This is a genomic window from Bradyrhizobium sp. WSM2793 (assembly GCF_000379585.1).
GTDB lineage: Bacteria > Pseudomonadota > Alphaproteobacteria > Rhizobiales > Xanthobacteraceae > Bradyrhizobium.
Genome location: NZ_KB902768.1, coordinates 652558 through 676201, shown reverse-complemented (window position 1 = coordinate 676201; position 23644 = coordinate 652558). Strand labels below are relative to the sequence as shown.

At 60.7% G+C, this 23644-nt stretch carries 21 protein-coding genes; 7 read left to right on the top strand and 14 right to left on the bottom strand.

What is annotated here, in order from left to right:
• Positions 1 to 93 precede the first annotated feature (93 nt).
• The 3 genes from A3AS_RS0102970 to A3AS_RS0102960 all read left to right on the top strand — a co-directional run bounded on the left by A3AS_RS0102970 (position 94) and on the right by A3AS_RS0102960 (position 6095).
• On the top strand, positions 94 to 2433 hold the full coding sequence (locus A3AS_RS0102970; protein ID WP_026201609.1) for an AAA family ATPase: 2340 nt from the start codon (positions 94 to 96) through the stop codon (positions 2431 to 2433).
• A gap of 73 nt (positions 2434 to 2506) precedes the next feature.
• Complete coding sequence (locus A3AS_RS0102965) at positions 2507 to 4519, top strand: hypothetical protein (RefSeq protein WP_018316116.1); 2013 nt, start codon at positions 2507 to 2509, stop codon at positions 4517 to 4519.
• A 106-nt stretch (positions 4520 to 4625) separates the two neighbouring features.
• Positions 4626 to 6095, top strand: a complete 1470-nt coding sequence (locus A3AS_RS0102960) for an exopolysaccharide biosynthesis polyprenyl glycosylphosphotransferase (protein ID WP_026201608.1) — start codon at positions 4626 to 4628, stop codon at positions 6093 to 6095.
• 55 nt (positions 6096 to 6150) lie between these two features.
• Here the strand turns inward: A3AS_RS0102960 and A3AS_RS0102955 are convergent, their stop codons facing one another.
• Positions 6151 to 6519: an H-NS family nucleoid-associated regulatory protein gene (locus A3AS_RS0102955; protein ID WP_018316114.1), complete on the bottom strand. Its 369-nt coding sequence runs from the start codon at positions 6517 to 6519 to the stop codon at positions 6151 to 6153.
• Positions 6520 to 7209: 690 nt separating this feature from the next.
• Between A3AS_RS0102955 and A3AS_RS0102950 the strand changes: the two genes are divergently transcribed.
• Positions 7210 to 7593: an H-NS family nucleoid-associated regulatory protein gene (locus A3AS_RS0102950; RefSeq protein ID WP_018316113.1), complete on the top strand. Its 384-nt coding sequence runs from the start codon at positions 7210 to 7212 to the stop codon at positions 7591 to 7593.
• A gap of 128 nt (positions 7594 to 7721) precedes the next feature.
• On the opposite strand, the gene A3AS_RS0102945 is transcribed toward A3AS_RS0102950, so the two are convergent.
• The 3 genes from A3AS_RS0102945 to A3AS_RS44700 all read right to left on the bottom strand — a co-directional run bounded on the left by A3AS_RS0102945 (position 7722) and on the right by A3AS_RS44700 (position 10329).
• Positions 7722 to 8798, bottom strand: coding sequence for a nucleotidyltransferase family protein (locus A3AS_RS0102945; RefSeq protein ID WP_157644196.1), 1077 nt, complete (start codon positions 8796 to 8798; stop codon positions 7722 to 7724).
• The gene (locus tag A3AS_RS0102940) at positions 8785 to 10026 is read right to left on the bottom strand and encodes a serine/threonine protein kinase (protein WP_245283134.1); all 1242 of its coding nucleotides are present in this window, start codon (positions 10024 to 10026) and stop codon (positions 8785 to 8787) included. The genes A3AS_RS0102945 and A3AS_RS0102940 overlap by 14 nt, the downstream gene beginning before the upstream one ends.
• Before the next feature lie 81 nt (positions 10027 to 10107).
• Entirely contained in the window at positions 10108 to 10329 is a 222-nt protein-coding gene (locus tag A3AS_RS44700; RefSeq protein ID WP_245283133.1) for a hypothetical protein, read from the bottom strand.
• A gap of 683 nt (positions 10330 to 11012) precedes the next feature.
• On the opposite strand from A3AS_RS44700, the gene A3AS_RS0102930 reads away from it, so the two are divergent.
• Both A3AS_RS0102930 and A3AS_RS0102925 read left to right on the top strand, forming a co-directional pair.
• Positions 11013 to 11228 (top strand): hypothetical protein, encoded by a 216-nt coding sequence (locus tag A3AS_RS0102930; RefSeq protein ID WP_049814761.1) that lies wholly within the window; start codon positions 11013 to 11015, stop codon positions 11226 to 11228.
• A gap of 850 nt (positions 11229 to 12078) precedes the next feature.
• On the top strand, positions 12079 to 12276 hold the full coding sequence (locus A3AS_RS0102925; RefSeq protein ID WP_143109136.1) for a hypothetical protein: 198 nt from the start codon (positions 12079 to 12081) through the stop codon (positions 12274 to 12276).
• 31 nt (positions 12277 to 12307) lie between these two features.
• Here the strand turns inward: A3AS_RS0102925 and A3AS_RS0102920 are convergent, their stop codons facing one another.
• From A3AS_RS0102920 to A3AS_RS0102875, 10 genes are all read right to left on the bottom strand, one after another.
• The gene (locus A3AS_RS0102920) at positions 12308 to 13309 is read right to left on the bottom strand and encodes a formate dehydrogenase subunit gamma (protein ID WP_018316107.1); all 1002 of its coding nucleotides are present in this window, start codon (positions 13307 to 13309) and stop codon (positions 12308 to 12310) included.
• A gap of 39 nt (positions 13310 to 13348) precedes the next feature.
• Entirely contained in the window at positions 13349 to 13945 is a 597-nt protein-coding gene (gene fdh3B / locus A3AS_RS0102915; RefSeq protein WP_018316106.1) for a formate dehydrogenase FDH3 subunit beta, read from the bottom strand.
• 12 nt (positions 13946 to 13957) lie between these two features.
• Positions 13958 to 16900, bottom strand: a complete 2943-nt coding sequence (locus A3AS_RS48130) for a formate dehydrogenase subunit alpha (RefSeq protein WP_018316105.1) — start codon at positions 16898 to 16900, stop codon at positions 13958 to 13960.
• Positions 16901 to 16914: 14 nt separating this feature from the next.
• Entirely contained in the window at positions 16915 to 17124 is a 210-nt protein-coding gene (locus tag A3AS_RS0102905; RefSeq protein WP_026201605.1) for a twin-arginine translocation signal domain-containing protein, read from the bottom strand.
• Between the two features lie 29 nt (positions 17125 to 17153).
• Positions 17154 to 17933 (bottom strand): molecular chaperone TorD family protein, encoded by a 780-nt coding sequence (locus tag A3AS_RS0102900; protein ID WP_018316104.1) that lies wholly within the window; start codon positions 17931 to 17933, stop codon positions 17154 to 17156.
• A gap of 137 nt (positions 17934 to 18070) precedes the next feature.
• A complete protein-coding gene (locus A3AS_RS0102895) occupies positions 18071 to 18706 on the bottom strand; it encodes a DUF3306 domain-containing protein (protein WP_018316103.1) in 636 nt (211 codons plus the stop codon).
• On the bottom strand, positions 18703 to 19218 hold the full coding sequence (locus tag A3AS_RS0102890) for a DUF3305 domain-containing protein (protein ID WP_018316102.1): 516 nt from the start codon (positions 19216 to 19218) through the stop codon (positions 18703 to 18705). Before A3AS_RS0102890 ends, A3AS_RS0102895 begins: the two co-directional genes overlap by 4 nt.
• Entirely contained in the window at positions 19215 to 20222 is a 1008-nt protein-coding gene (locus tag A3AS_RS0102885) for a DUF6352 family protein (protein WP_018316101.1), read from the bottom strand. The genes A3AS_RS0102890 and A3AS_RS0102885 overlap by 4 nt, the downstream gene beginning before the upstream one ends.
• Positions 20219 to 20758, bottom strand: a complete 540-nt coding sequence (locus A3AS_RS0102880; RefSeq protein WP_018316100.1) for a DUF6505 family protein — start codon at positions 20756 to 20758, stop codon at positions 20219 to 20221. Before A3AS_RS0102880 ends, A3AS_RS0102885 begins: the two co-directional genes overlap by 4 nt.
• On the bottom strand, positions 20755 to 21480 hold the full coding sequence (locus A3AS_RS0102875) for a biotin/lipoate--protein ligase family protein (RefSeq protein WP_245283132.1): 726 nt from the start codon (positions 21478 to 21480) through the stop codon (positions 20755 to 20757). The genes A3AS_RS0102880 and A3AS_RS0102875 overlap by 4 nt, the downstream gene beginning before the upstream one ends.
• 179 nt (positions 21481 to 21659) lie before the next feature.
• Here A3AS_RS0102875 and A3AS_RS0102870 point away from each other — a divergent pair, with 179 nt between their 5' ends.
• The gene (locus A3AS_RS0102870) at positions 21660 to 23630 is read left to right on the top strand and encodes a 4Fe-4S binding protein (protein WP_018316099.1); all 1971 of its coding nucleotides are present in this window, start codon (positions 21660 to 21662) and stop codon (positions 23628 to 23630) included.
• Positions 23631 to 23644: the final 14 nt, after the last annotated feature.

Here is a 23644-nt window from a genome sequence, read left to right as displayed (position 1 = left end):
AAGGTATATAATCCCGCGCCGCTTGGTACGTCCTTCTTGAACGCTGGTCTGCGGGCGGGCGGCCTCAACGTGGCTCAGTCGGATAGGTACGTGATGCTCCAGAACAATCTTCAACACACGGATAAACTACGGCTGGCGGTGAACGGGCTTGCTCAACCCGTCCAGGCAGACAGCGGAGGGATCAACGACGTCATCAATTTCGCTATCGGGCTTCTGCGACGCCAATATCTCGTGATCCTTGTCACTGCTGGACTCATCACTGCGGCCAGCGTGCTCTATCTCCGGCTGGTATCTCCAACCTATACGGCGCAGGTTCAGATCCTGTTAGCCAATCCAAGGCCCCAGTTTGTCCAGCAGCAATCGCTCGTCGCCGAGCCGGCATACGATCTCGGTCAGATCGAGACCCAGCTTCAGCTCCTGAGATCAAGGGCAATTGCGGTTGCGGTGATCGACCAGTTGAAACTGACGGACGATCCGGACTTTAAGGCATCGGGGCCATCTCTACAGTCGCTCTGGCAGCGAATCCGATCATTCGCCTCGAATGGACCGAAGAAGGAAGGGCCCTCGGATACGCAGGGCGAACCATCGGACGCCATGGTAGACGCATTTCTCGGCCGACTTTCAGCGGGACGTATCGGGTACAGCAACATCATTGAGATCAGTTTCAATTCGAGCAACGCGGTTCGGGCCGCGGAGATCGTCAACGCCGTAGCCAAGGCCTATGTTGCGGACCAGCTCAACGCAAAGTTCGATGCAAATCGCAGGGCAACAAGCTGGCTGCAGGAGAGGCTGCGCGACCTTGGTGACCAGGCCCTCACTGCACAACGGGCCGTCGACGTCTACAAGGCCCAGAACAATATTGTTTCTCTGGATGGAAAGCCCATCGACGAGCAGCAGATCACGGAGATCAACAATCGATTGGCTGCCGCACGCGCCCAGACCTCTGAGGCCACGGCCAAATTGGCTCGCTATCAAACTCTCCTTACCTCGTCCGATCCGAAAAATCCGGCCTCGATGGCCAATCTGGATGCCGTCGGGGCCGATGCGCTGAACAGTCAGATCATCACGGGGCTGCGCCAGCAGTATCTAGAACTCATGAGACGCGAGGCCGAGTTGTCCGCCAGGGTCGGTCGCGACCACCTGGCAGTCGTCAATGTCCGGAATCGCGCGCGGGAATTTCGTGTCTCCATTTTCGACGAAGTCAGAAGACTTGCCGAAGTCAGCCGAAGCGAGTTCGAACTCGCCAAACAGCGCCAGGAAGAAGTCGAAAAGCAGCTGTCCAAGTCCGTTTCGCAGTCTCGTTCAGTCAATTCTGCCGAGTTGACTATCAAGGATCTAGATAGCCGGGCGAAGGGCTTGCGCAGCCTGTACGAGACCTTCTTGCAGCGTTACATGGGCTCCGCACAGCAGGAGACATTTCCTGTCTCAGAAACACGGGTCCTTTTTCCCGCTTCGCCACCGCCCAGCAAGAGCAAGCCAAAGACAAGGCTGGTACTGGCGCTGGGCATCCTTGGCGGTCTTGGAGTGGGCATCGGCTTGGCGCTCCTCAGAGACCTCATGGACCGCGTCTTTCGTACCTCCTCCCAACTGGAAACTGTGTTGGAATTGCCTTGCCTATCTATGGTCCCGTTGTTACCCGCCCGCAAGTCTCCGAAGCCGTCAGTTCGGCTCCTGAAAACCGATGATGATAACCAGCAGCGGATAGTTTCGTCTCCAACCGCAATTCACCGAACCGTGGTCGGGATGCCGCTATCTCGATATACGGAGGCAATTCGTTCTATCAAGCTGGCCATCGACCACAATCCGGCGAAAATCTCCTCCCAGGTCATCGGCATTACCTCGGCCCTGCCGAATGAGGGGAAGACCACGATTGCGGCCTCGCTCGCGCAATTGATCGGGCACACCGGCAAGAGAGCCATCATCGTCGACTGCGACCTCAGGAATCCCTCACTAACAGCTATCTTTGCGCCCAAGGCTGTCAGCGGAATCATCGAAGTTGCAAACGGCACCCGGTCTCTGGCGGACGCCATTTGGCGGGATCCGACAACCAACCTTGCATTTTTGCCCGCCGTGCGGCGGGGACCCCTGCTTCACACCAGCGAAATTCTTTGCGCGGACGCGATAAGCAAGCTGTTCGACCGTTTGCGAGCTGACTATGACTACGTCATCGTCGACCTTCCTCCCCTGACCCCGTTGGTTGATGTCCGAGCCACTTCATCTCTCATCGACTGCTACATTCTGGTTGTTGAATGGGGCCGTACCAAAATAGATGTCGTGCAGCACGCGCTGCACACAGCACCCAACATTCACGAGTCGCTCATTGGGGCAGTGCTCAGCAAAACCGATACCAAGGCAATGGCTCGATATGACGGTCATCGGAGCTACTATTATCATGACAGCCACTACATCCGTTATGGACTTTCCGGCTCTTGAGGCTGTCTCGTAGCGGCCTCCGCGTTCTCCGGCCGGTGGATCGGCGGAGTGGCCGCACCACGATGAGGTTCACATGATTATCCGCCTTGTCATGTTGGCCGAGTTCGTGGCGATTACCGCGGCGCTCGCGATGCCGGAAAGCCTGCAAAGCTGGGTGTTGGCATCCTTCGTACTTGCAACGGCCGCGCTGGTCGTAGCGATCTTTCCATCGTCCACCTCCCTCGGGCTCTCCAAGCTGCTCCGGCCCGGTCTCGTCGCTGTACTCGTGGCTCCGGCGCTCTGGATGGCGTTACAGGCAGTGCCGATGCCCATGGGCACATTCGGCAATCCCATTTGGGCCACTGCATCGGCCGCCCTGAACGAGTCGCTCGCCGAAATAGTCACGGTCGATACCAGGGCGACTATGGTCTCGCTCTCGCAGTATTGTGCAGTGCTCGCCGCGGCCCTCCTCACCGCGGTCATCGCGCTTGATCGATACCGCGCGGCGCAGGTCCTTCATATTCTCCTGTCGATAGCCACGATCGCCACTGCTATGTGGTTCCGTAAGGAAACAACTGGTATTGCCGGGCCCGATGGCTCAACCGTCGCTATGCTCGGCGTTTTGCTTTCCTGTGCGACGGCAATACGAGCGCTCGATCAGCTACGACGGCACAGTCGGCCCGGAACAATCGCGCCAGCCCCGCTCCCGGCTCTGTTCGCGGCGATCATCGCAATGATCCTCTGCCTGGCCGCGCTGCTCAGCCGGGCCAACTCCACCGCCATCGTTTCTGCCGTCCTCGGATCAGGAATCTTGCTATCGGTATTCGCTATTCGCAGGTGGTTCTTGGGCTTGTGGGGTACCGCCGGCATTTTCGCAACAGCCGCAATATTCTCTATTGCCAGCGTCACGGTCATTCCGTTCAGAACGAACACCGATCTGACGATCGCCTTGTCAACGAGCAGCCAGATCGCGACAGAACGGATGCTGCAGGACGTCGCGCCGGCAGGATCCGGTGCGGGCGCTTCGGCGGTCCTCTTGCCGATTTATCGCGACGTTGGAACCGGCGCGACAACAGAAAGGCCAACCGCCGCCGCAGCCATTGTCATAGATATGGGCTGGGCCTTCCTTTGCGGCCTCGTAATTATAGCAATGCTCGGCGCCTGTATTCTGGTCTGGCGTTCCCTTTCTCGAGCTTACGATTACGTGTACCCGGCCCTGGGCGCGGGCGCTTCGATAGCGCTGACGATACTTGCCTTTGCCGATCACGGAATTCTGGGTTTGGGCGCGTCGCTTTTAGTCGCTGCGCTTTTTGGACTGGCGTTCGCTCAAAGCCTCCCCGGCGCGGGCCGAGACGCCATATCCGCGGAATGGATGGCGCCTTCGGAGCGGATGGCCGGTCCGGCTCCGGCGCCGCTTCCAAAGTTCGCGTCATCATTGACCGCCATTTGGCCCCGCGCTGCCCTGATGCTGCTTGGAATCGTGCTGATCATGCAGGCAGTATGGACGGTCCCTCACGAGTGGTATCTCGGTGGTCAATCTTCTTTGTCGACAGCCCTATCGACAATAGCACCATGGCCGTACGGGATCTCGAAACCGGTTTCAGTTGCGGCGACACGTGAAGACTTATCTCTCCGAGGAGAAGCGAGATCCAGTTGGGATTTGACACCAGCTGCGGACGAGCAAAAGACAGATTCTCCAGCGGCTTCAAAAGCGTTTGCTCGTACATTGCGCTCTTCGCCCCTCCGCGGCGACATTTGGCTCTTGCTGGCGGCGGCATCGAAGCACAATTTGGCTCAGTCTAGCACGGCAGCGATGCTCAAGATGTCGTGGTACACCGCGCCCAACGAGTTGGATCTGCTTCCGTTGAGGCTGTCCATCGCACTCGCTACAGATGCAGTGCTACGGGACTTCGAGTTCCGTGACTTGATCAAACGAGACGTCAGCATCGTCGTTACGCATCAGCCTATCGTGAGCCCGGTGCTTGCGGCCGCATACCGGTCGGCTTCGGCCGACGGAAAGGTCTATCTCGAGAGCCTGATTTCGGAGCTGGATCCGTCGTACCTCGACAAGATACACGCGCGGAACTCCCGACAGGGATCTCGATAAACCCTCCGGGCGGCACGGAATGCTAGATAGCCAAGGTCGGTATTTTTTTCTTGATAAATTCAGTTAATTAATAATATATTAAATATTAACTCGCTGGTGCCGAGAAATGAACTTCGTGAACCGACATTTTCCCGATCGGGAGGTTACGGATCGTGTCAGTCCCGGGCCGGCTGTGTCCCGCCAGCACAAATGGCCCCTCCGTTATGACTCGGTTGAATACGTGGCGCTCTGCGCGGATATTGCGACCATTTTGTTTGCGAGCGTCGCTTCCACATTGCTGCATCAGGCTAAAAATGGACAGGCCGCAGGCGACTTGGGCGCTGCAACTGGCCTGGCGCTAGTAAGCGCGGCTTATCTCGTTTGCGTGCTGAAGACCCAGGGCCTTTATCAGCCAGTTGAGCTCCTCGCCCTCCGAAACCAAATACGCGTCGTCTGTATGGCTTGGACGTCGTTGTTGCTCTTCATCTGGGCCGTGTCCGGCTTTGCGGTTCGCCCGGAGTCTTCTCAGCAAGCAGCCCCGCTTTTCGCCGTCTTGGGCCTCGGCTTGCTTATGGCCGAGCGGTGGGGGGTCAAGGCGCTTCTCGGAAGGGGACTCAGCGGCAGAAAGTTCGCCGAGACAAATATTGTTCTGATCAGCGATCAACCACTATCGAAGAACGCGGGGCTGTCTGAAGCGCTCGCCATGCACGGTTATTGCGTCAAGGGACGGTTCAGCTTGCCTCCAATGGGCTTTGGTCCTGTCTGTCGAAGGCGGCTCACCGCCCGCGTGATCGATTACATTCGCAGTTGCCAGCTTGAGCAGGTGGTGGTGGAAGCTAAGCCGGAACGATGGCACGAACTTCGGGCCCTCATTGCCGATTTACGGGTATTGCCGTTCCCGATCATGTTTGTGCCGGTCGGCACACCATCCGAATTGCTTCGACATCATACGCGAAGTCTTGGAAGCGCCGTTTGTGTAGAACTTCAGCCCGGCCCCCTCACACCGCTGGAATGCGCGACGAAGCGGATGATTGATATTATTGGCGCGGGACTCGCGCTGGCGATACTTGCGCCGCTGCTTGCGTTGGCCGCAGTCGCGATCAAACTGGATTCTCCAGGCCCTGTATTCTTTCGGCAGAAGCGCTGTGGCTTCAACGGCCGGACCTTCTTGATCCGCAAATTCCGGACCATGCATGTGCTCGAGGACGGGCCCGTGATCCTTCAGGCCCACCACGCCGATCGACGTGTCACCCGCGTCGGCAAATGGCTACGGCGGTCAAGCTTCGATGAACTGCCACAGCTGCTAAATGTTCTTGACGGCAGCATGTCGCTGGTGGGTCCGCGTCCCCATGCCTTGGCCCACGACGGGGAATTTGACAAGCTCGTGCGAAACTACGCGTTTCGCCGCAGGGTCAGGCCAGGATTGACTGGATGGGCCCAGATCCACGGCTGCCGCGGTGCAACACCCACAGCGTCCATGATCGAAGCACGTGTACAGTACGATCTCTGGTACATCGACAATTGGAGTCTTCGGCTGGATCTCGCAATCGTGTTGCAAACTCCGATGGAGGTCTTGCGGGGCCGCAACGCCTACTAGGGTTGATCCCCGCCCAAAGCCCCAGACTCCGCAACCCCGCTGGCGCAGCGAGGTTTCACGCCCGCTGCCGGAGCTTCGGAGCCGCTGCCCCTATGCGAAACTCTTCGATCCGACGGCCGGATTTCATGGCAGCAACCAACCACCGCGGCCGCTTGCCACGCCCTGACCAGGTTTCGGAAGTCTGGGGATTGCGATATTTCGGCAGCACGCGCGGATATTTGCGCCTCTGCTTGCCGGTCGGCGAGACGCCCGGCCCGCCTGCTTCGGCCAACACAGCCATCCCCCCGCCGAGAACCGCTAGGCGTTTCTCGAGTTCCTGCTTCTCGGCCTTAATCCGATCCGACAAAATGCCGCTAATTTCCTCATGAAGCGACCATAGATCGTCGAGAGACATCGCTTCTAGTTCGAGCTTCTTGGTCGACATGCTAGCATCCTGTAGTTGCGCCCATTTAATATTGTCCCGGCCGGGTAATCAAGAACCAAGTGATCAGCTTATTCAAAAATATTTGGAACCGAACGGCAGGTTCGTGCTCCACATAACTGCGCCGCCGGTTCTGATCAAGACAAAAAAATGAACTTATCCGCTGAATTTAATAGCGGCCGAAGTAACATTACGCGCCTTGCGTGCACCGACGTCTCGACTCAAGTGAAGAATGACACGGTAGGTCGGGCGTGGGATCGACCTCCCATGCCGCGCCCTCGAAAAACATATCCGGCACGCGGGCCGCGCTGCTTCGCTCTTACTGAACCATGGACCCGCGGCATCCGGGATGCTGAGGGACTGCAATACGCCTGAGGGCGAGCCGTCGCAGCTGGATTTGTGGCTTCAAAGCCTGGCTATCAGTCTATTCAGCCGCGGGAGCAATGAACCGGCTGATGGCCTCCTGAAGGCGCCCAGAGGGCAATCGATAACATTCGACCCCTTTCTTCGGGGCATTAAAAATAACGAAAATAATCCTCGCAATAAATATTAAATAATATATTATTTATTTATCGTCACGCTAATTTGAAAAACCAGCCTTGGATCTATCCCCAGATTTGGCGCTCGGAAACGATACTCGGCGTGGAGATGACAAGATAGTCGGGGCGTGGGTCGAACGGTGACCAGAATCGTATGCGCAGGCAAGATCTCGAAACCATGGATTTTGAGGAACTTTGGCTCCTCCACGAGGAGCTAACAAAGATTCTTGCTGAAAAGATCACGGCCGAAAAGCGGGAGTTGGAGAAGCGCCTGGCGCAACTCAATCAACCGGAACAGGTCGGTGAGCCCGAGAGCGGGGCGGCAGAGATGGGCCTAGGCCAGCCTCCCCGCCGCAAATACCCAAAGGTCGTACCGAAATACTTCAACCCTCTCAAACCGACAGAGACTTGGTCTGGACGTGGCAAACAGCCGCGCTGGCTGGTCGCCGCACTACAATCAGGGCACACATTGGAGGAGTTCAGGATTCACGAGAACGGTGAAGCCTCCGACCAGAATGCTGGTGGTCAGGGGCATTGATTGCCCTGCCACTGCAAATCCCGCATGCGCGAAATCGTTTGATCCACGGAAGCTGGCAGCCGCTCGGAACGCGGCCAATTGAAAGCGTTCGCTTCGGAGCTGCCGCCTTTACGGAGAAGCTTGTGATTTTAGGCCTTCCCTGCGCGCACCGCGACGGCCGCCTTCAACAGAAACTGCAGGGTTCCCATCCTCGGCAGGGACCACAATCCACGCCGGCGCGCAGTGGGTTGGATGGTGCCATTCGCCATCTTCCGGTAGTTTCCGAGATCCAGCATCATCATTGCGAGGAAGGGCACGCGTGTGGCCGGAAATCGTGCTTGCATCAACTGTCGCATGAACTGCAGACGGGGAATCAGCCGAGAGCGCAACTCTTGCGGAATCTCGACGCCAAGCAACTCAGCAAGAGCGAACAGCTGAGTTTCAACCGCGTTCTTCATCAATTCGCCTGACACAAGAGAGGCAAGCTCTTTCCAATCCAGGCCCTCAGCAGAATTGCTCATATCGCGCAATTCCACAAGGTGCCGCAGATCGAGATCGCCCAGCCAATAACCGTAGTCTTGAAATTGATCATGGATGATCAACATGAGCGCCCGGTAGGTGGGCGCGGGGATATACACGCGTCCGCGCCCCAGCGGCGCCGGCACACAATGGTTCAGCGGGTGCCCGAAGCTCTGGTAGAGGTACGCAGGACCTGGAGCTGCCCGCTGCAGGTCGATGGTCCCGACATCCTGCGAGCGATTTAGCTCGACATGCCATCTAGGGCTTTCAGGAGGGGTCTCATAGTCTACATCGTAGCCAATTGCGCATAGGGCGGAGACCGCCAATCTGGCGTCGTCCGGCATAACCATAATATCCAGGTCAGACATTAGCCGAACGCCTCGTCGCTCCTCGGGCGCGGTCACCAGTGTCGATGCCCCCTTGAGCATGATTGGCGTAATTCCCAGGTCGTTCATCGCAATGACGGCTTCTTCGAGTTGAGCGACGAGCCGATTGTTCCGCAGCACGTTCCGGCGGTGGATCTGGCGAATATATCCGCAGACGTCCTCCGAAAGGATCGGTGCAAATTTGTCGACAAAATCGATGAGCGCCGGCGTCGTCAGTGTCTGATTTGCGAGCGCGATTACGGACGTCCACTCGACATCGACAGGTGGCATGCCTCGCAGGCAATTGCAGAGGCTCGTCAGCGCCGCGCTATGCCTTGCCATTGCATAGATCCATAAGCACGCGCCGAGCCTCCGCGGCCTCGCAATAGGTGAGTTGAAGCGAGCGCGCGCCCGCGATGATCCGCTTCAAGGCGAAAAAGCCGGCCTGCGAAAGTCTTCCGTCAGCAGCAAACGCGTTATCGATGAGCCGCTTCATCGAATCCAGTCGATCTATCGCGGTTAGTTCGGCCGGACCGCTCGCGACACGGTTCAAGAAGATAATCCAGCTTGCGGAAAAGCTCTGGCGGTACGCATCCGCAATGGGTACGTATCGCACCAGAACGCCGTCGGAGCGGCAATGCGTCGCATCGTACCGGCCGCCATGTAGTCGCGAGAGCAAATCCCACGATCCCTCCTTGAGGGTGAGTGCAAACGGGATGCCGCAGATCGCTCCGTCCGCGCCAACCAGCGCAACGTCATCGCCGGCGTACCGAAGTCCGGCATCCACCAGCTGCAATGAGAGGGTAGACTTTCCAGCTCCCGGTTGGCCGCACAACAACAGGCCCATACCGTCCTTCACAAGAGAAGCGGCATGAAGGGAGAAGGTCCAGCGATCGCTTCGAATAAGCCGCTCGGTGATGTGAGCTTTGATCGTTGGGGCCAGAGCCTCGACTTGACATCTGGAGATGCTGGAATCCTCTCCGCGCAAGATCACTTGCTCGTCCAGCATCATTGCCTCGATCGCAATGTCGTCATCGCCGCCGGCGCTCTGGTCTGAAACACAAAACAGCGAGCACAGCCGCCCCAACAGGTCCCGATTTGCAGCTCGGACCCCTATTCGGTGCCGGCCCAGTACCGCTGAGAAGGCACAATCGGTCCGCATTTGCCAGTCGACCTCGAGCAACGCTCGATCGATCCAGGCATCTACGACCTGTCGCGTGAACTGGCGCGCCGTGTGCTCGTCAACGCCTAGCGTCCCAAGCCCCTTACAGGCGTCTTCCAGAGAGGCGCCTTGCGCCAGCTTACACCAGATGAATGCCCCTATTCGGTCCAGTTCAAAGATCTTCTGCCCTGCTCCGCTGAAGAGCACCGATCGACCGTCCAGCAGCGCGAACACTGCGTCCGAAGCCGGTCTCAACACCATCTCTGCCGACGATCTTTCCAGCACGGCTCCAACCAATGTGAAGACATCTGCCTCGCTGTACCGACGAAGCGACGACAGCGCCTGGGATGCTATCGTCGCGGCCTCGGCAGCCCACGAAGTCAATCCGAACCATCCGCGGCGCAGCAATTCCCGTCTGCCGGGCACAAGTGACCCAATCGGCCTCGTTTCGAAGCGACAATCCGGTCCGTCATGCCACAGCTGGCCGCCCTACCCCCTCCCTCCGGAGAAATGTTCAACACCTGCTCTCAAAGAAAGTGCGCTCGCGCTCAACCGATGAGCATCCAGGAGGTACCGATAGGCTTCGCGATCGGCACTGCGTTCTCGCAGAATGCGCTCCTTCTCGCCAATGCCTATCAAATCCGCGCGCATCTGGGCCAACTGCGGCGCATCGGGGGCGAAATCGTACTCGCTAAGAGTTAAATCCCACATTGTCTCCTCCAGCCGAACGAAACCTGGACGAGCTTAGCTTACGTGATCGGCAGCAATTAACAACGATATTTACAACAGTGCCATATAATCAAAATTTATTTCATATTTGAACCGAACCTGACCACCCGTTACCAAAGCAAATTGGCGGCGCGCACCGGACTGATGGCCGGTAGTGGGATGGGCCGAGCGTGCGAAGGGCCCGACCTTTTCGATGACGACACCCCGCCGCGACAGCCCACAAAATAAATCGACCGAGAGTCGCAAACCGGACCGACAACACGAATTTAATTGCGCATTAAATGCGAAAAGATAATGTTAACGAGTTGCGTGAGGGGGAGTGAGACCAGTGATCCGGTTGGCCGATCTGTCCGTCAAGAGGAAGATATTTAGCAGAATATTTGGCACGAAGCCGCAGGGATTGGGACATGCTAATTGTGAGGGCCTCCCTGAAGCCTTCGGTTGAAGCCGAAAGCCTCATTTCATAGGCCTGCCGGCTAAGCCGGCGGTATCCCGAGAATTCGCCAAGCAGGAATCCGGTCGGTTGGAGAAGCGTCGTCACGAGCAAGCTGCCCTTTGCTCGACAACGACCCCAGGTGCGATGCCCCCCCAAGTAACCCGCACCGACGAGAGCGCACTCCAGCCGACCGGCCCCTTTTTCAGCAGTATGTTTCTGGGAGGGTCACATGGGTATGGTCATGGTCGAGTGTCCGCAAACGGGTCGCGCGATTCCTACCGGCATCAAATCCGATCGCGAGACTTTCCTGCGGAGCATCGTGTTTTTCGGCAATACTCTTTGCCCAATCTGTGAGGCCAATCACAACTGGTTCGCCCGCGAGGCCTGGGTCGAAGAATCAATCGCCCGGACGGTGGATATCCTTCGTGCGGCTCCTTCGCGCTGAAGTAATGCCAGGGCCATTTCAAAGCGCGCGTCCAAACTCCCTTTTCCGATGCAAGCATTTTGATGCAATGCACTAGAGTGCTCGAAAATATTTCTGCGTATCGTCGTAAAGCGAACGGACGACTCCGGGATCCATTGCTTAGAAATTATTGTCACGTCGTCACAAATTCGATCTTCCCGTCACGGATTCGGCAAGGCCTGTTGGGGTGTTATAGTGAGTACTGGGGTTTGCAGCCTGGCTGTTCTGCATCATACAGCGATCGAGCTCGTTAACCTGCTCGCTCAATTGAAGCGGCTCCGGGAGAGAGTACGAAGGGCGGAAGCACGGCGCTCGGGAGACAGACGACCATCGGCGTCGCGTGCGCGAAAGCCACGAGCAACGAGATATCGCACGCGAACGATTCCCAAGTTAGTGCATTTCTGATCACCATGCTGGCTGAATCAAAGACCAGCATGGATGCGCAACCCTGTTCGCCGCAAGCGTGCCGTGTCCTCTCTAGCCCGCCTTCGACAGGCGCCAATTGCCTTCGATGGATCCTTTGGGGTCTACCGGTGCCCACATCGCGCCCACGAGAGCGAGGCCATACGGCCACTTGCACAGCGGCAAACATCGCAGCTTAGACCCTGATTCCGGCTCTCATCACGACCAAAGTCGCATCACAACAGACAGCGCCGAACGTATTCGCGCGAGTCTGATCGGGCTCTTCCCGTTTCCTCGCTTCGTACTTCCGGCTTCGTTGGACGAGACGCGTCGATGACTTCGGAACCGCTAGCTGTGAAGTGGCTCACATTGCGCAAGACAATATACGTGTATCCGTCGTGCTGGGTGGACATGGCAGACGGAGATGCGCATGAAACGCCTCATGCTCTCGCTCATTGCAGCCTTGCTTCTCGCCGGAGCGGCCAGCAGCATGCTCAGATCGCACGCACTGTTCGATCAGAACGGCATGCCATCCATCCAAGAACTGCAGACAGGTCAGGCGAACAAGCTCCCTGAACAGGAGATGCAAGACCGTTCGATCTTGTTTGCGAAAGAACCGGCGCAATAGAGCGAACCACCCGCTTTCGCGGCTGTCCGTCTTACTCTGCCGCCTCGGTTGCGGGTCGTGACTGTCCGTCGTCGGGCCCCGCTCGTGCCGTCTCCTGGTCGAACCAGAGGCTATGGTGCTCGCGCGCCCAGTTAACGTCGACCTCGCCTGAGCCCATCGCCTCGAACGCACCTTCCATTCCGATCGTGCCAATATAGATGTGCCCGATCATCGCCGCGACAAACAGTACGGCCACAATGGAGTGGACGATCTGGGCCATCTGCATGGCCTCGATCCCGGTCATATAGAACGGGAACATGAGCGCGTACCCGGTGATTGCAACCAAGCCGCCGCCGATCACGACGATCCAGTAGATCATCTTCTGGCCGGCATTGAAGCGATAGGCCGGCGGATGATCGTGACCGATCAGGCCGCCGCCGCGCCTCGCCCAATCGACATCCACCTTGTTCGGGATATTGCCGCCGATCCACATCAGGAAGATCAGGACGACGCCGATGGTGAAGGGGAAGCTCAGATAGTTGTGGGCGTACTTGGCCCATTGCGACCATTCGGAGAAAGCTTCGAAGCCGATCAGCGGCAGCAGCAATGGCCGGCCGAACGTGATGTTCAGCCCGGAAATGGCCAGGACAATGAAGCAACTCGCGGTCATCCAGTGCACGAAGCGTTCAAACATGTTGAAGCGCACGATGGTGCGGCCCGACCGTCCGGCTTCGAGACGTACCATCCCGACGGAGAGATAGAAGATCACGATGATCGCGATCATGCCAAGGATGGCAACGCCCCCGACCCAGCGCAATGTCACGTTGCGGAACTCACGCCATTCCCGCCCCTGCGGCTGCTCGAGAACGCCCGACCGCTGATCGGGAATGCTGACGCGCCCCTGGATCCGGTTGAGCTCCTGCAAAAGCTGCTGCTCCTTGACCGCACTCGCGGTCGGATTGACCTGCTGAGCAGTTGCGGGCGCCGCCATGACCAAGAGGAGCAGCGCGCACGCGCCGAAAGCCAGGCGAATGATCCTTTCAATTGACGCCATCACGTCCTCCCGGTGTTGTGCGCCCTTCGGTTGTCCATTTCAGGACTCGATTGTCTCGCGATACGCGGTCTTCCAGCCCCACGCGCCCGAGCCGTAGCCGCGCTTCAAGACGCGCTCCTTGTAGATCTGGGCGATGATCTCGCCGTCGCCCGCAAGCAACGACTTGGTCGAGCACATTTCGGCACACAGCGGCAGCTTGCCCTCGGCGAGGCGGTTCGCGCCGTACTTCTCGTATTCCTCCTTGCTTCCGTCGGCCTCCGGGCCGCCGGCGCAGTAGGTGCATTTGTCCATCTTGCCGCGCGAGCCGAAGTTTCCGACCTTCGGATATTGCGGCGCGCCGAACGGACAAGCGTAGAAGCAATACCCGCAGCCGATGCAGAGATCCTTGGAATGCAGCACCACGCCATCGGCGGTGGTGTAGAAGCAGTTCACCGGGCACACCGCCGCGCAGGGCGCGTCGGTGCAATGCATGCAGGCCATCGAGATCGAGCGCTCGCCCGGCTTGCCGTCATTGATGGTGACCACGCGGCGCCGGTTGATGCCCCAGGGCACCTCATGCTCGTTCTTGCAAGCGGTGACGCAGGCATTGCATTCGATGCAACGGTCGGCGTCGCAGAGGAATTTCATACGTGCCATCGTCGTTGCTCCTTATGCCGCCGCGATCTGGCAAAGCGTGACCTTGGGCTCCTGCATGCCGGTCGCGGGATCGTATCCGTAGGTGGTGATGGTGTTCGCGCTTTCGCCAAGAACGATCGGATCGGTCCCTTTCGGGTAGGCGCTGCGAAGATCCTTGCCTCCCAGCCAGCCTCCGAAATGGAAAGGCATCCAGGCGACACCCTTGCCGACGCGCTCAGTGACGAGCGCCTTCATCCTCGCCCTGGAATTGTTCTCGGCGCCCGTGACCCAGACCCAGCCGCCATCCTTGACACCGCGATCGGCAGCATCGGCCGGATTGATCTCGATGAACATGTCCTGCTGCAGTTCGGCAAGCCACGGATTGGTCCGCGTCTCCTCGCCACCGCCCTCATACTCGACCAGACGGCCCGAGGAGAGGATGAGCGGGAACTGCTTGGCAATCCCCTTTTCCACGGCAGCCTTCTGCACCGAGAAGCCGATATTGGGCATGCGGAACTGCTTGGCATCGGGCAGCGTCGGATATTTCTCGACGAGGTCGACGCGTGGCGTGTAGATCGGCTCGCGATGGACCGGAATCGGATCAGGCAGGCCGAATGCGTTCATGCGAGCCTTGCCATTGCCATAAGGCACGCAGCCGTGCTTGAGCGCGACCCGCTGGATGCCCCCTGAGAGATCGAGCGACCACGACACCGAATCCGGATTGGTCGGATTGACCTTCATGATCGTGGCCATCTCCGTTTCGGTGAGATCGGTGTCCCAGCCGAGCTTCTTCAGGCTCGCCAGCGTGAATTCGGGATAGCCGTCCTGGATCTCGGAATCCTTGGAATAGGATTTGTCGGCCAGCATACTGACTTTGCGCGTGGTTCCGTCCGGCAGCTTCTCCTCGCGCTCGATACCGAAGCGTGGTCGGAACGTGCCGCCGCCGTCCATCACCGCGAGATTGGTGTTGTAGAGCAGCGGCGTGCCGGGATGCCTGACTTCCGGCGAGCCCCAGCACGGCCACGGCAGGCCGTAATAATCGCCGCCGACTTCGGGATCGTCCTTCGGCGCGCGCATCGTCAGCATGTCGAACTTTGCCTGGTTCTTCATGTGCGCCTTGAGCCGCTCCGGCGACTGGCCGCAATAGCCGGTCGACCAGCTGCCGCGGTTCATCTCGCGCAGCACGTCTTCTGCTTCAGGCAGGTTGTTCTCGACCTTGATCTTCTTGAACATCTGGTCGGCGAAGCCGAGCTTCTTGGCCATGAGATAGATGACCTCGAGATCATCCTTGGATTCGAAGATCGGCTTCACGATCTGCTCGCCCCATTGCAGCGAGCGGTTCGAGGCGACGCGAGATCCCTTGCACTCGAATTGCGTGGCCACCGGAAGAATGTAGATGCCGTCCTTGCGGCCAGCCTCCACCGCCAGCGACGCCCAGGTCGTGGGATGCGGGTCGGCAATGACAAGCAGGTCCAGCGCCTTCAGGCCCTTGAGAGACTCCGGAATGCGGGTGATGCTGTTGCTGGCGTGTCCCTGAACGAACACGGCCCGCACGTTGTCCTTCTGAGCGACTTGATCTTTCGGTAGCGTCACCGCCTCGAACCAGCGGGTCAGCGGAATGCCAGGAGTTTCCATGATCTGCTTGGAATCAAAGCGCGACTTCAGGAACTCGTAGTCGACTTCCCAGACCCGCGACCAGTGCTTCCAGGCGCCTTCTGCAAGGCCGTAGTAGAACGGCAGCGTCACGATATCGAGCCCGACATCGGTCGCGCCCTGCACGTTATCGTGGCCGCGGAAGATGTTGGCGCCCATGCCCGGTCCGCCGACATTGCCGGTCATGAGCAGCAGGATGCAGCTCGCCCGCACATTGGCGGTGCCGACGGTCTTCTGGGTCTGGCCCATGGCCCAGATCAGCGTCGACGGCTTCTCGGTGGCGAACATCTTAGCCACCCGCTTGAGCTGTTCGCCGGGAATGCCGGTGACGCGCTCGACCTCTTGCGGATTCCATTTCTCCACTTCCTTGCGGAGATCGTCGAAGCCGTAGACGCGTTGCTTGATGAATTCCTTGTCCTCCCAGCCGTTCTGGAGGATGTGCCACATGATGCCATAGAGCACGGGAATGTCGGTACCCGGACGCATCCGCACGTATTCCGTCGCGTGCGCGGCGGTGCGCGTCATGCGCGGGTCGATGACGATGAAGTTGGCCTTTTGCAGCTCCTTGCCCTCGAGCAAATGCTGCAACGAAACCGGATGCGCCTCGGCCGGATTGCCACCCATGATCATCTGGGTCTTGGCATTGCGAATATCGTTGTAGCTGTTCGTCATCGCGCCGTAGCCCCAGGTGTTGGCGACGCCGGTGACGGTGGTGGAATGGCAGATGCGTGCCTGATGATCGGTGTTGTTGGTGCCCCAGAACGCCCCGAGTTTGCGGAACAGATACGAGCCTTCATTGGTCATCTTGGCCGAGCCGAGCCAATAGACGGAATCCGGCCCCGATTTTTCGCGAACCTCGAAGATCTTGTCGCCGATCTCGTTGATCGCGGTGTCCCAGGAGACGCGCGTCCATTGCCCATTCACGAGCTTCATCGGATAGCGCAGACGCCGCTCGCTGTGCACCAGCTCGCGCACCGAAGCGCCCTTCGCGCAATGAGATCCGCGATTGATGGGGGACTCCCAGCTCGGCTCCTGGCCAATCCAAACCCCGTTCAATACCTCCGCGGTCACGGTGCATCCGACCGAGCAATGCGTGCAGATGCTCTTCTTGACGGCGGCGCCGGCGGTTAGCGGACCCGCCACGGCCGCTTCCGCCTTGCGCACGCCTGAAACCGGCAGGGTGCCGAGGGCTGCGAGCGCGCCACCCGCAAGACCGGACCGGCGCAGGAAGGTACGGCGATCGAGACCGGTAGTCTGGCTTGCAAGGGTGTTCGCGACAGAACCGCGGCGATTGGAATTCTGGTGGGTTCGCTTGATAAGCACGGGCGGCCTCCCTCTCAAGTCGGGTAGCGATTGACGCGGTAATAGGCCTTCACGTGGTCGGATTCCTTGTAGCGCGCCTTGCGCTTCTCATCGTTGTTCTCGCTGTCCGCTTGCGCGGAGCCGACCAGCGGCGTCGCGAGCGTCGCGCCCGCGCCGACCGTACCGATGCCGACCTTGCGCAAGAAATCGCGGCGTCCGACCTTGGCTTTGGTTTCTTCACTCATCGCATTTCTCCCGGACCGACGCGCGTCGATCAGTTGGCGAATGTGAATGCTTCCGTCTCGATCCCGATGAAGGTGCGACCGAGCGCGCCGACTGCCCGATAGAAACGGGCGTTCCCGGCACTCTCGATGTCGGCGAACAGCCGCGCCATCCAGGGCGACACATGTTTTTCGAAGAAGGCGCGCTGGGCATCGGGCGAGACGCCGAAGCGTCCGTCGGCAAGGCCCGACATGATCTCGCACAGGATGGCGGCGGAATCCTCAGGTTCGGAGTTGTTGGCAACCCGCTCGATGCCGAGCCCCGCCAGGTCCGCACGCAGGCGCGACAATGGCCGTTCGTTGAGGAAGCCAGTGAGGTAATAGGAGGCGTAGGGCAGCAATTCGCCGCGGCCGAGCCCGACGAACAGGTCGAAATATTCGCGCTCGACTTTCGCCGCGACAGCGCTTGAGGCCGCCTCAGCCAGCGCAACATGCGCGCGCCCGAGCGGCGTCGTGTCGTCCGTCAACATGGAAAGCTGGTCGAGCAATCGTCGCGACGGCGGCGCAGACAGCAGCATTGCCAGCAGCGCGTATTCCTGCGCCCGCGCAGCATCGACGGGATCGACGAGCTCTGAGGAAACGGCTTGTTCGCTGTAGAGGTCGGGCCGCAGGTCGTTGCGAGGAACGCCGGTGGCGGTTTCGACCGCAATCACCCGTTGTGCGGGCACGCGCGTCCAGTTCGAGACGGACGGCTGGCTGATGCCGATTTTGCGCGCAAGCTGGGCGATGCCGCCCGCGGCATCGATCGCACGATCAAGCCCGTCATCACGCACGTGGACCTCCCATCCAAGAGTCCCGTCTGCTTGATTTTTGCTTTTCTAACAAAGCACTAGGAAGAAGCGTAATCCCGGTTCCACGAACCGTCAATCGCCCGCCCATAGCCCAAGCCTATAGTCTTTGGTCGTGCTGCTCAGTGCGGCAGTGCACCACCGTGCGTACGCGGCCTGACGGGCTCGGCAAAATCCGCAGGTCTGTCCGCCACCGTCAGTTGCGCTGCAGCAGGGATCGCTGGGCATTCCGCCTCGATCGGGGGCTCGACGACGTCGGATACGGCTGTCGAATCGGCTTGATGCAAATGCGCTGAAGAATCCGCAGTTTCAATCGACGCCTCGGGGAGGGATCGGACTGCCTCACGCACCCCGCCGACGATGCGATCGACGAGTGCGGCCAGTTCCTCCGAAGAGCAATCGAGCGGCCCAAAACCCGGCATCGCGGTCGGATCGTTGAAGTCCCACGCATTCTCCGCGAGCCCGATGAAGTCGCGAATGGCGGGATCGGCCGCCCAGGCGCGGCGAAGGGCCGCACGGCTCAACTCCTGCGGAATACCCTTGCGCAGGAACGCGGTGACGTCGGTCGCAGCGTTGATCTCGTCGATCGATGGCAGGCTTGAGAGGTCGAACTCGCTCTCGCCGTCCTTCGCGACGTCCTTTGCACCATCCTTGGCCTCGGGCGGCGGCGCGGGCTGCGCCTCGGCAGGCTTAGCCGGCTCCGGTCGCGACTCGCGCTTGCGGCGGGACCAACGCGCAAGGAACTCTTCCTCGCTCATTCCTGTCCGCCTTCATGTTCGCGCCGGGCGAGCGCCTCGGGGTCAGCCCGGCGCCGCTTGCGCTTGACGAACTCCCGCTCGACATGGTGCTCGACAACGAAGCTTTCAATCACCTCCCGCAGCACCTCCGGCATCGGCACCGCCTCGACGAGATTGTCGGCAGCCTCGGTAAAGCTCTCGCCTTCCGCGGGATCGGCGGTAACGGTCGTGACGACATAGGGCCACACGCCTTCCGAAGGCGACAGCACGGTCCAGATGCTCGGACTGCCGGAGGCAAGATTGTCGCGATAGCGCGCCGTCTCGGACGGATAAAGATCCACGGTCGCGCTTCCGGCATAGAACAGCGTCGTGCAGTCCTGCTCGCGAAGCACGGTCCAGGGTCTCGTGGCGGGCTCGTCCGGCAGGATGGCGACGCCACGCCAGATGAAATCGACCCAAGGAGAGTCGGCCTTGCGCCGCTCCACCACGACACCGACCGGAATCGACAGCAATGGCAGCGCCGCGGGGCTCATGTCACCATCTCCAGACGTTTGACCGGCAAGCCTGTCAGCAGATTCTGGGGCTTCATGCGCAGTTTTTGATCCGCCGACATCGACAGGATCAGGTAGACCGGCTCGTCCTCGACATCGTCGAGCGCGAGCGCTGAATCGACAAAGGTGAGGCGGAACAGCGCGAGCACACGGTCGGCGCTGGGCCCGTCGAGCTCCTCGCCGTGCCAGAGACGATCACCGAGCCTTGTGGCATCGGCATCGAGCCCGACATACCAGGTGAGCTTTGCGTCCTGCAGTGCGCGCAACGGTTCGATCGTGACGTCCAGACCGAGCAGATGAGAGAGCCAGCGCCTCATCACCTGCGCCAGGGCAGTCGGCCCCATACCGTCGGCCGTGAGGTCGAAGGCCATGTCGAACTGGTCGCTGCGCTGCCAATAGGCAGCAACATTCTCCGCGTTCAAGACATCGACCACCGCATCGGTCGTGGCGCCCAGCATCGACATCAGCGAGAGCACCGGAGTTGGGCTAATTCGGCCGACGATCTCCTCGTCGCCGAGCAGCAGGGCCTGCTCATGCGGCAGAATCCGCTGGGCCCGGAAGAACAGTTCGGCCGCGCGCAGCACGAACGGATCGTCGCAACCGTCGAGCGCATTGCGCAGGATGACGTGCACGAACTGATTGACGAACAGCGGCGGCAGATCGTTCGCGCCTGCGCGCACCGTCGCAAGATAAGCGGCTTCGAGCGTCGGATGCCGCAACAGGAGATCGCGAAAGGCCAGCACGAACTGCCAGTTCTCCCGGGCGTCGGGGTCGGCAATACCGGCGATTTCGCCGGCGCTGACCGGTTGGCGCGGATCGGAGAGCAACTCCCGGTGCAGTCGGCGTTCGACCTGACACGCATCCTCCGGCGGCATCAGCTCGGGACGGGCAAAATAGGCCTTGAGGAATTCGTCGGTAACGCGGAGCCCACCGCCCTCGTCGCGATCGAGCAGATGATGGCCGCAGGCAATCCAGAAATCGTTCATCTGGCGGTTGGCCTCCGGCCCAGATCCACAAGCTTGAGATTGCCGTCAGGCTCGATGTCGTCCTCCATTTCCATGAACGAGAACGCCTTGCCGTGCCCCTGCCCTTCGCGCAGTTGCAGTCGGCGGAAGGACTCGCGAACCTCGCCGTCGCTTACGGCCCGGTGCACCGCAACAAGGGAGCTGATCGGATGGCTGCAGAGCGACTGCGAAAACGCTACCTCCTCCTCTGCGGCGCTCTTCGCGGCCGCCATATCCGGCGCGCCGAAACGATCGACCAGTTGCCCGGCAAGGAGATCGACCAGGCTGCGGTAATCGTCCTCGGTGGCCGGAACGATCTGCGCCAGCGTCGACCAGCCCCAGGATTGCACCCCGAGGAAACCGCCGCGAAAAGCCGCGCGCGCCTTTCCCTCGAGCTTCGCAGCATCGCAATCCCAAAAGCGGAAAACGCCGGAGACAGCCCATTCGCCCGGCTCCGCCGCCACATCAAACACGAATGTGTCGGAGGGATCGAGCGCGATGGTGCGCAGGAGCTTCACAGCCGCGGCCCCCGGAGCGCCGGATCGAGCCAGGATGGGGTCGCGAGCGCCTGCACGAGGTCGCCACGCTCGATCGCGCCGATCCCGATCCGGCGCGTGAGGAGATCGCCGCGATCGTCGATGCGCCGTACGGTCTGTCGCTCGCGCGGCATGCGGGACAGATATTCGCGCGCGACGCCGTCAAAACCGTCCGCCTGCCAGCCATCGAATGCCAGCATCAGGTGCCGGGCAAAGCTCTCTGTGATCTGCGCCGCGCCGGCCTCACCAAAGCCTTCCAGGTCGAGCGCCGAGGCGAGCGGATGAACACCAGGCTCGTCGTCATTCATGGCAATCGTCCGGATCATCGCGCCGAACACCAGCCACGGCGACGGCTCCTCCTCAACGGCCGCGAGAGGCCACCCCATGCGGCCGCCGCCGACCAGGCCTCCGTCGATCCAGACGGCGTCCGGCCAGCCGATCGCGATCGACTTGCTCGGCGGCGCGTAGGCGCGCAGGGCATCGGTGAGCGCGACCATGCCGGCGTAGAACGCGCGTCGCGCGCTGCGCAGCGGCTCAGCCGGCTCGAGCACCACGGCGAACTCCGCCAGGTCAAAGCGCCCAACGTAGACGAGCGTGCCGGCGCCACTCTCCGGTGCAATGCGGCATGCTTGGGCAAAAGCGTCGCCACTCTCGCGCAACCGCACCAATGTGAACGGCGGCGGCAGATGGATCGGTTCCGCCACGGAAACGTGGCTGACAGGGGTCGACGTCAGGCCGTCCTCCGCTTTCCTTTTCTTCCCGATGAATAATGTCTATACGAGGCGAAGGGTCGGCGCGAGTCCGTCGTCGGCGCCCGAATGGCGGAGGGGTCAACCTGGAACAGCCATCGAAGACCGTCCTGATCTGCTCGTGCGAAGACACGATGCGTCTCGACATGGCCGCGATCCGGCGCGGATGTCCGAACAGCGAGATCAGAGGCTTTCGCCATCTCTGCGGGCCCGAACTCGATCATTTCCGCAAGGCAGCCGCGGAGACTGGCCCGCTGACGGTCGCCTGCACGCAGCAGGCCGCGCAGTTTTCGCACGAGGCGGGCGAACGGGCCAAGGCGATCAGCTTTGTCAATATCCGCGAGACGGCCGGCTGGTCACACGAAGGGGCGCGCACCGGCGCGAAAATGGCCGCCCTGTTGGCGGCCGCCTCCATCCCGGCGCCCGACTATCCGCTGGTCACCCTGTCGAGCGACGGCGTGATCCTGATCTATGGGCGCGACGAAGCCGCGATCGAGGCCGGCCGGCTGCTTGCGGATCACCTCGACGTCACGGTCATGCTGAAGCAGATCAGTGACACCGTGCCGCAGGCGGCAACGGTCTTCCCGATCGTGAGGGGCACCATCCGCTCCGCAAAAGGACACTTTGGCGCCTTCGAGCTCACGATCGACGACTATGCCAGGCCCCGCCCCTCCTCGCGCGATCGCTTCATGCTTGACCCTCCCCGAAACGGAGTGACGTCGCACTGCGATATCGTGCTGGACCTTTCGGGCGGAATGCCACTGTTTCCCGCATACGACGTGCGCGATGGGTATCTCCGCGCCGACCCGAACGATCCCGCCGCGGTGCTGCGTGCCGTGCTCGCCGCACGCGATCTCGTCGGCAGCTTCGACAAGCCGAAATATGTCGACGTTACGCCCGGTCTTTGCGCCCATTCGCGCTCGAAGCGCACGGGGTGCCATCGCTGCCTCGATCTCTGCCCGACCGGCGCAATCACGCCCGCCGGCGATCATGTCGCTGTTGACCCGAACATCTGCGCGGGCTGTGGGCAATGCGCCGCCGCCTGCCCGACCGGCGCTGCATCTTACACGTTGCCGCCTGCCGATACGCAGCTTCAACGAATTCGCGCCATGCTGCTCGCCTACCACGAAGCCGGCGGCGCCAACGCGGTGCTGCTGTTCCATGACGGCCCGCACGGCACACCGCTGATCGATGCTCTGGCACGACATGGCGACGGTCTTCCGGCGAACGTGCTTCCCTTTGTCGTCAACGAACTCACGCAGGTCGGGCTGGAAGCGATCGTCGGAGCATTCGCTTATGGCGTAACAGCCGTGCGCTTCCTGCTGCGCGCAAAGCCGCGCCACGATGTGACCGGACTATCGCAGACGATCGGCATTGCCGATGCGATCCTTGGCGGTCTCGGATTTGAGGGCCAGCGCGTCGCCACGATCGAGACCGACGACCCTGACGGGCTCGGCGGCAATCTGACCGGCATCGGCACGCTTGCGGCGGTCGCAACACCGGCGACCTTCAAGACCGTCGGCAAGCGGCGCGACCTCCTGCGCTTCGGCCTCAGCGAGCTGCATCGCCTTGCGCCAAAGCCGGTGGACGTGATTGCGCTGCCGCAGGGCGCACCAGTCGGCGCGATCAGCGTCGACACGGGCGGCTGCACGCTGTGTCTCTCGTGTGTCTCCGCCTGCCCGACCGGCGCGCTGCGCGACGACCCCGAGCGGCCCGTGCTGAAATTCATCGAGGATGCCTGCGTGCAGTGCGGCCTGTGCCAGACCACCTGTCCGGAAAAGGTCATCACGCTCAAGCCGCAGATCGATTTCCGCGCCGCCCGCGCACCCGCCGCGGTCATCAAGGAAGAGGAGCCCGCGCTCTGTGTCCGCTGCGGCACGGCCTTTGGCGTCAAAAGCACGATCGACCGGATCGCCGCCAAGCTCGAGGGGCGGCACTGGATGTATCCCGCCGGCGACAAACGGATCGAGGCGCTCAGGATGTGCGCCGACTGCCGCGTCATCGTCATGAGCGAGCAGCAGTTCAATCCGTTCAAGGGCGTTCCCGAACGCACGCCGCCGCGAACCACGGACGACTACCTACGTCAGCGCGAGGGCAAGGACTAGACAAGACCACCAGA

Excerpts from the sequence above, each read along its gene's own strand:
- A3AS_RS0102970 (WP_026201609.1), top strand. The coding sequence starts at position 94 with ATGCTCCAGAACAATCTTCAACACACGGATAAACTACGGCTGGCGGTG.
- A3AS_RS44700 (WP_245283133.1), bottom strand. The coding sequence starts at position 10,329 with ATGTGGGATTTAACTCTTAGCGAGTACGATTTCGCCCCCGATGCGCCG.
- A3AS_RS0102960 (WP_026201608.1), top strand. The coding sequence starts at position 4,626 with ATGAACTTCGTGAACCGACATTTTCCCGATCGGGAGGTTACGGATCGT.
- A3AS_RS0102945 (WP_157644196.1), bottom strand. The coding sequence starts at position 8,798 with ATGGCAAGGCATAGCGCGGCGCTGACGAGCCTCTGCAATTGCCTGCGA.
- fdh3B (WP_018316106.1), bottom strand. The coding sequence starts at position 13,945 with ATGGCACGTATGAAATTCCTCTGCGACGCCGACCGTTGCATCGAATGC.
- A3AS_RS0102965 (WP_018316116.1), top strand. The coding sequence starts at position 2,507 with ATGATTATCCGCCTTGTCATGTTGGCCGAGTTCGTGGCGATTACCGCG.
- A3AS_RS0102925 (WP_143109136.1), top strand. The coding sequence starts at position 12,079 with ATGAAACGCCTCATGCTCTCGCTCATTGCAGCCTTGCTTCTCGCCGGA.
- A3AS_RS0102955 (WP_018316114.1), bottom strand. The coding sequence starts at position 6,519 with ATGTCGACCAAGAAGCTCGAACTAGAAGCGATGTCTCTCGACGATCTA.
- A3AS_RS0102950 (WP_018316113.1), top strand. The coding sequence starts at position 7,210 with ATGCGCAGGCAAGATCTCGAAACCATGGATTTTGAGGAACTTTGGCTC.
- A3AS_RS0102890 (WP_018316102.1), bottom strand. The coding sequence starts at position 19,218 with ATGAGCCCCGCGGCGCTGCCATTGCTGTCGATTCCGGTCGGTGTCGTG.
- A3AS_RS0102870 (WP_018316099.1), top strand. The coding sequence starts at position 21,660 with ATGCGTCTCGACATGGCCGCGATCCGGCGCGGATGTCCGAACAGCGAG.
- A3AS_RS0102895 (WP_018316103.1), bottom strand. The coding sequence starts at position 18,706 with ATGAGCGAGGAAGAGTTCCTTGCGCGTTGGTCCCGCCGCAAGCGCGAG.
- A3AS_RS0102885 (WP_018316101.1), bottom strand. The coding sequence starts at position 20,222 with ATGAACGATTTCTGGATTGCCTGCGGCCATCATCTGCTCGATCGCGAC.
- A3AS_RS0102930 (WP_049814761.1), top strand. The coding sequence starts at position 11,013 with ATGGGTATGGTCATGGTCGAGTGTCCGCAAACGGGTCGCGCGATTCCT.
- A3AS_RS0102920 (WP_018316107.1), bottom strand. The coding sequence starts at position 13,309 with ATGGCGTCAATTGAAAGGATCATTCGCCTGGCTTTCGGCGCGTGCGCG.
- A3AS_RS0102905 (WP_026201605.1), bottom strand. The coding sequence starts at position 17,124 with ATGAGTGAAGAAACCAAAGCCAAGGTCGGACGCCGCGATTTCTTGCGC.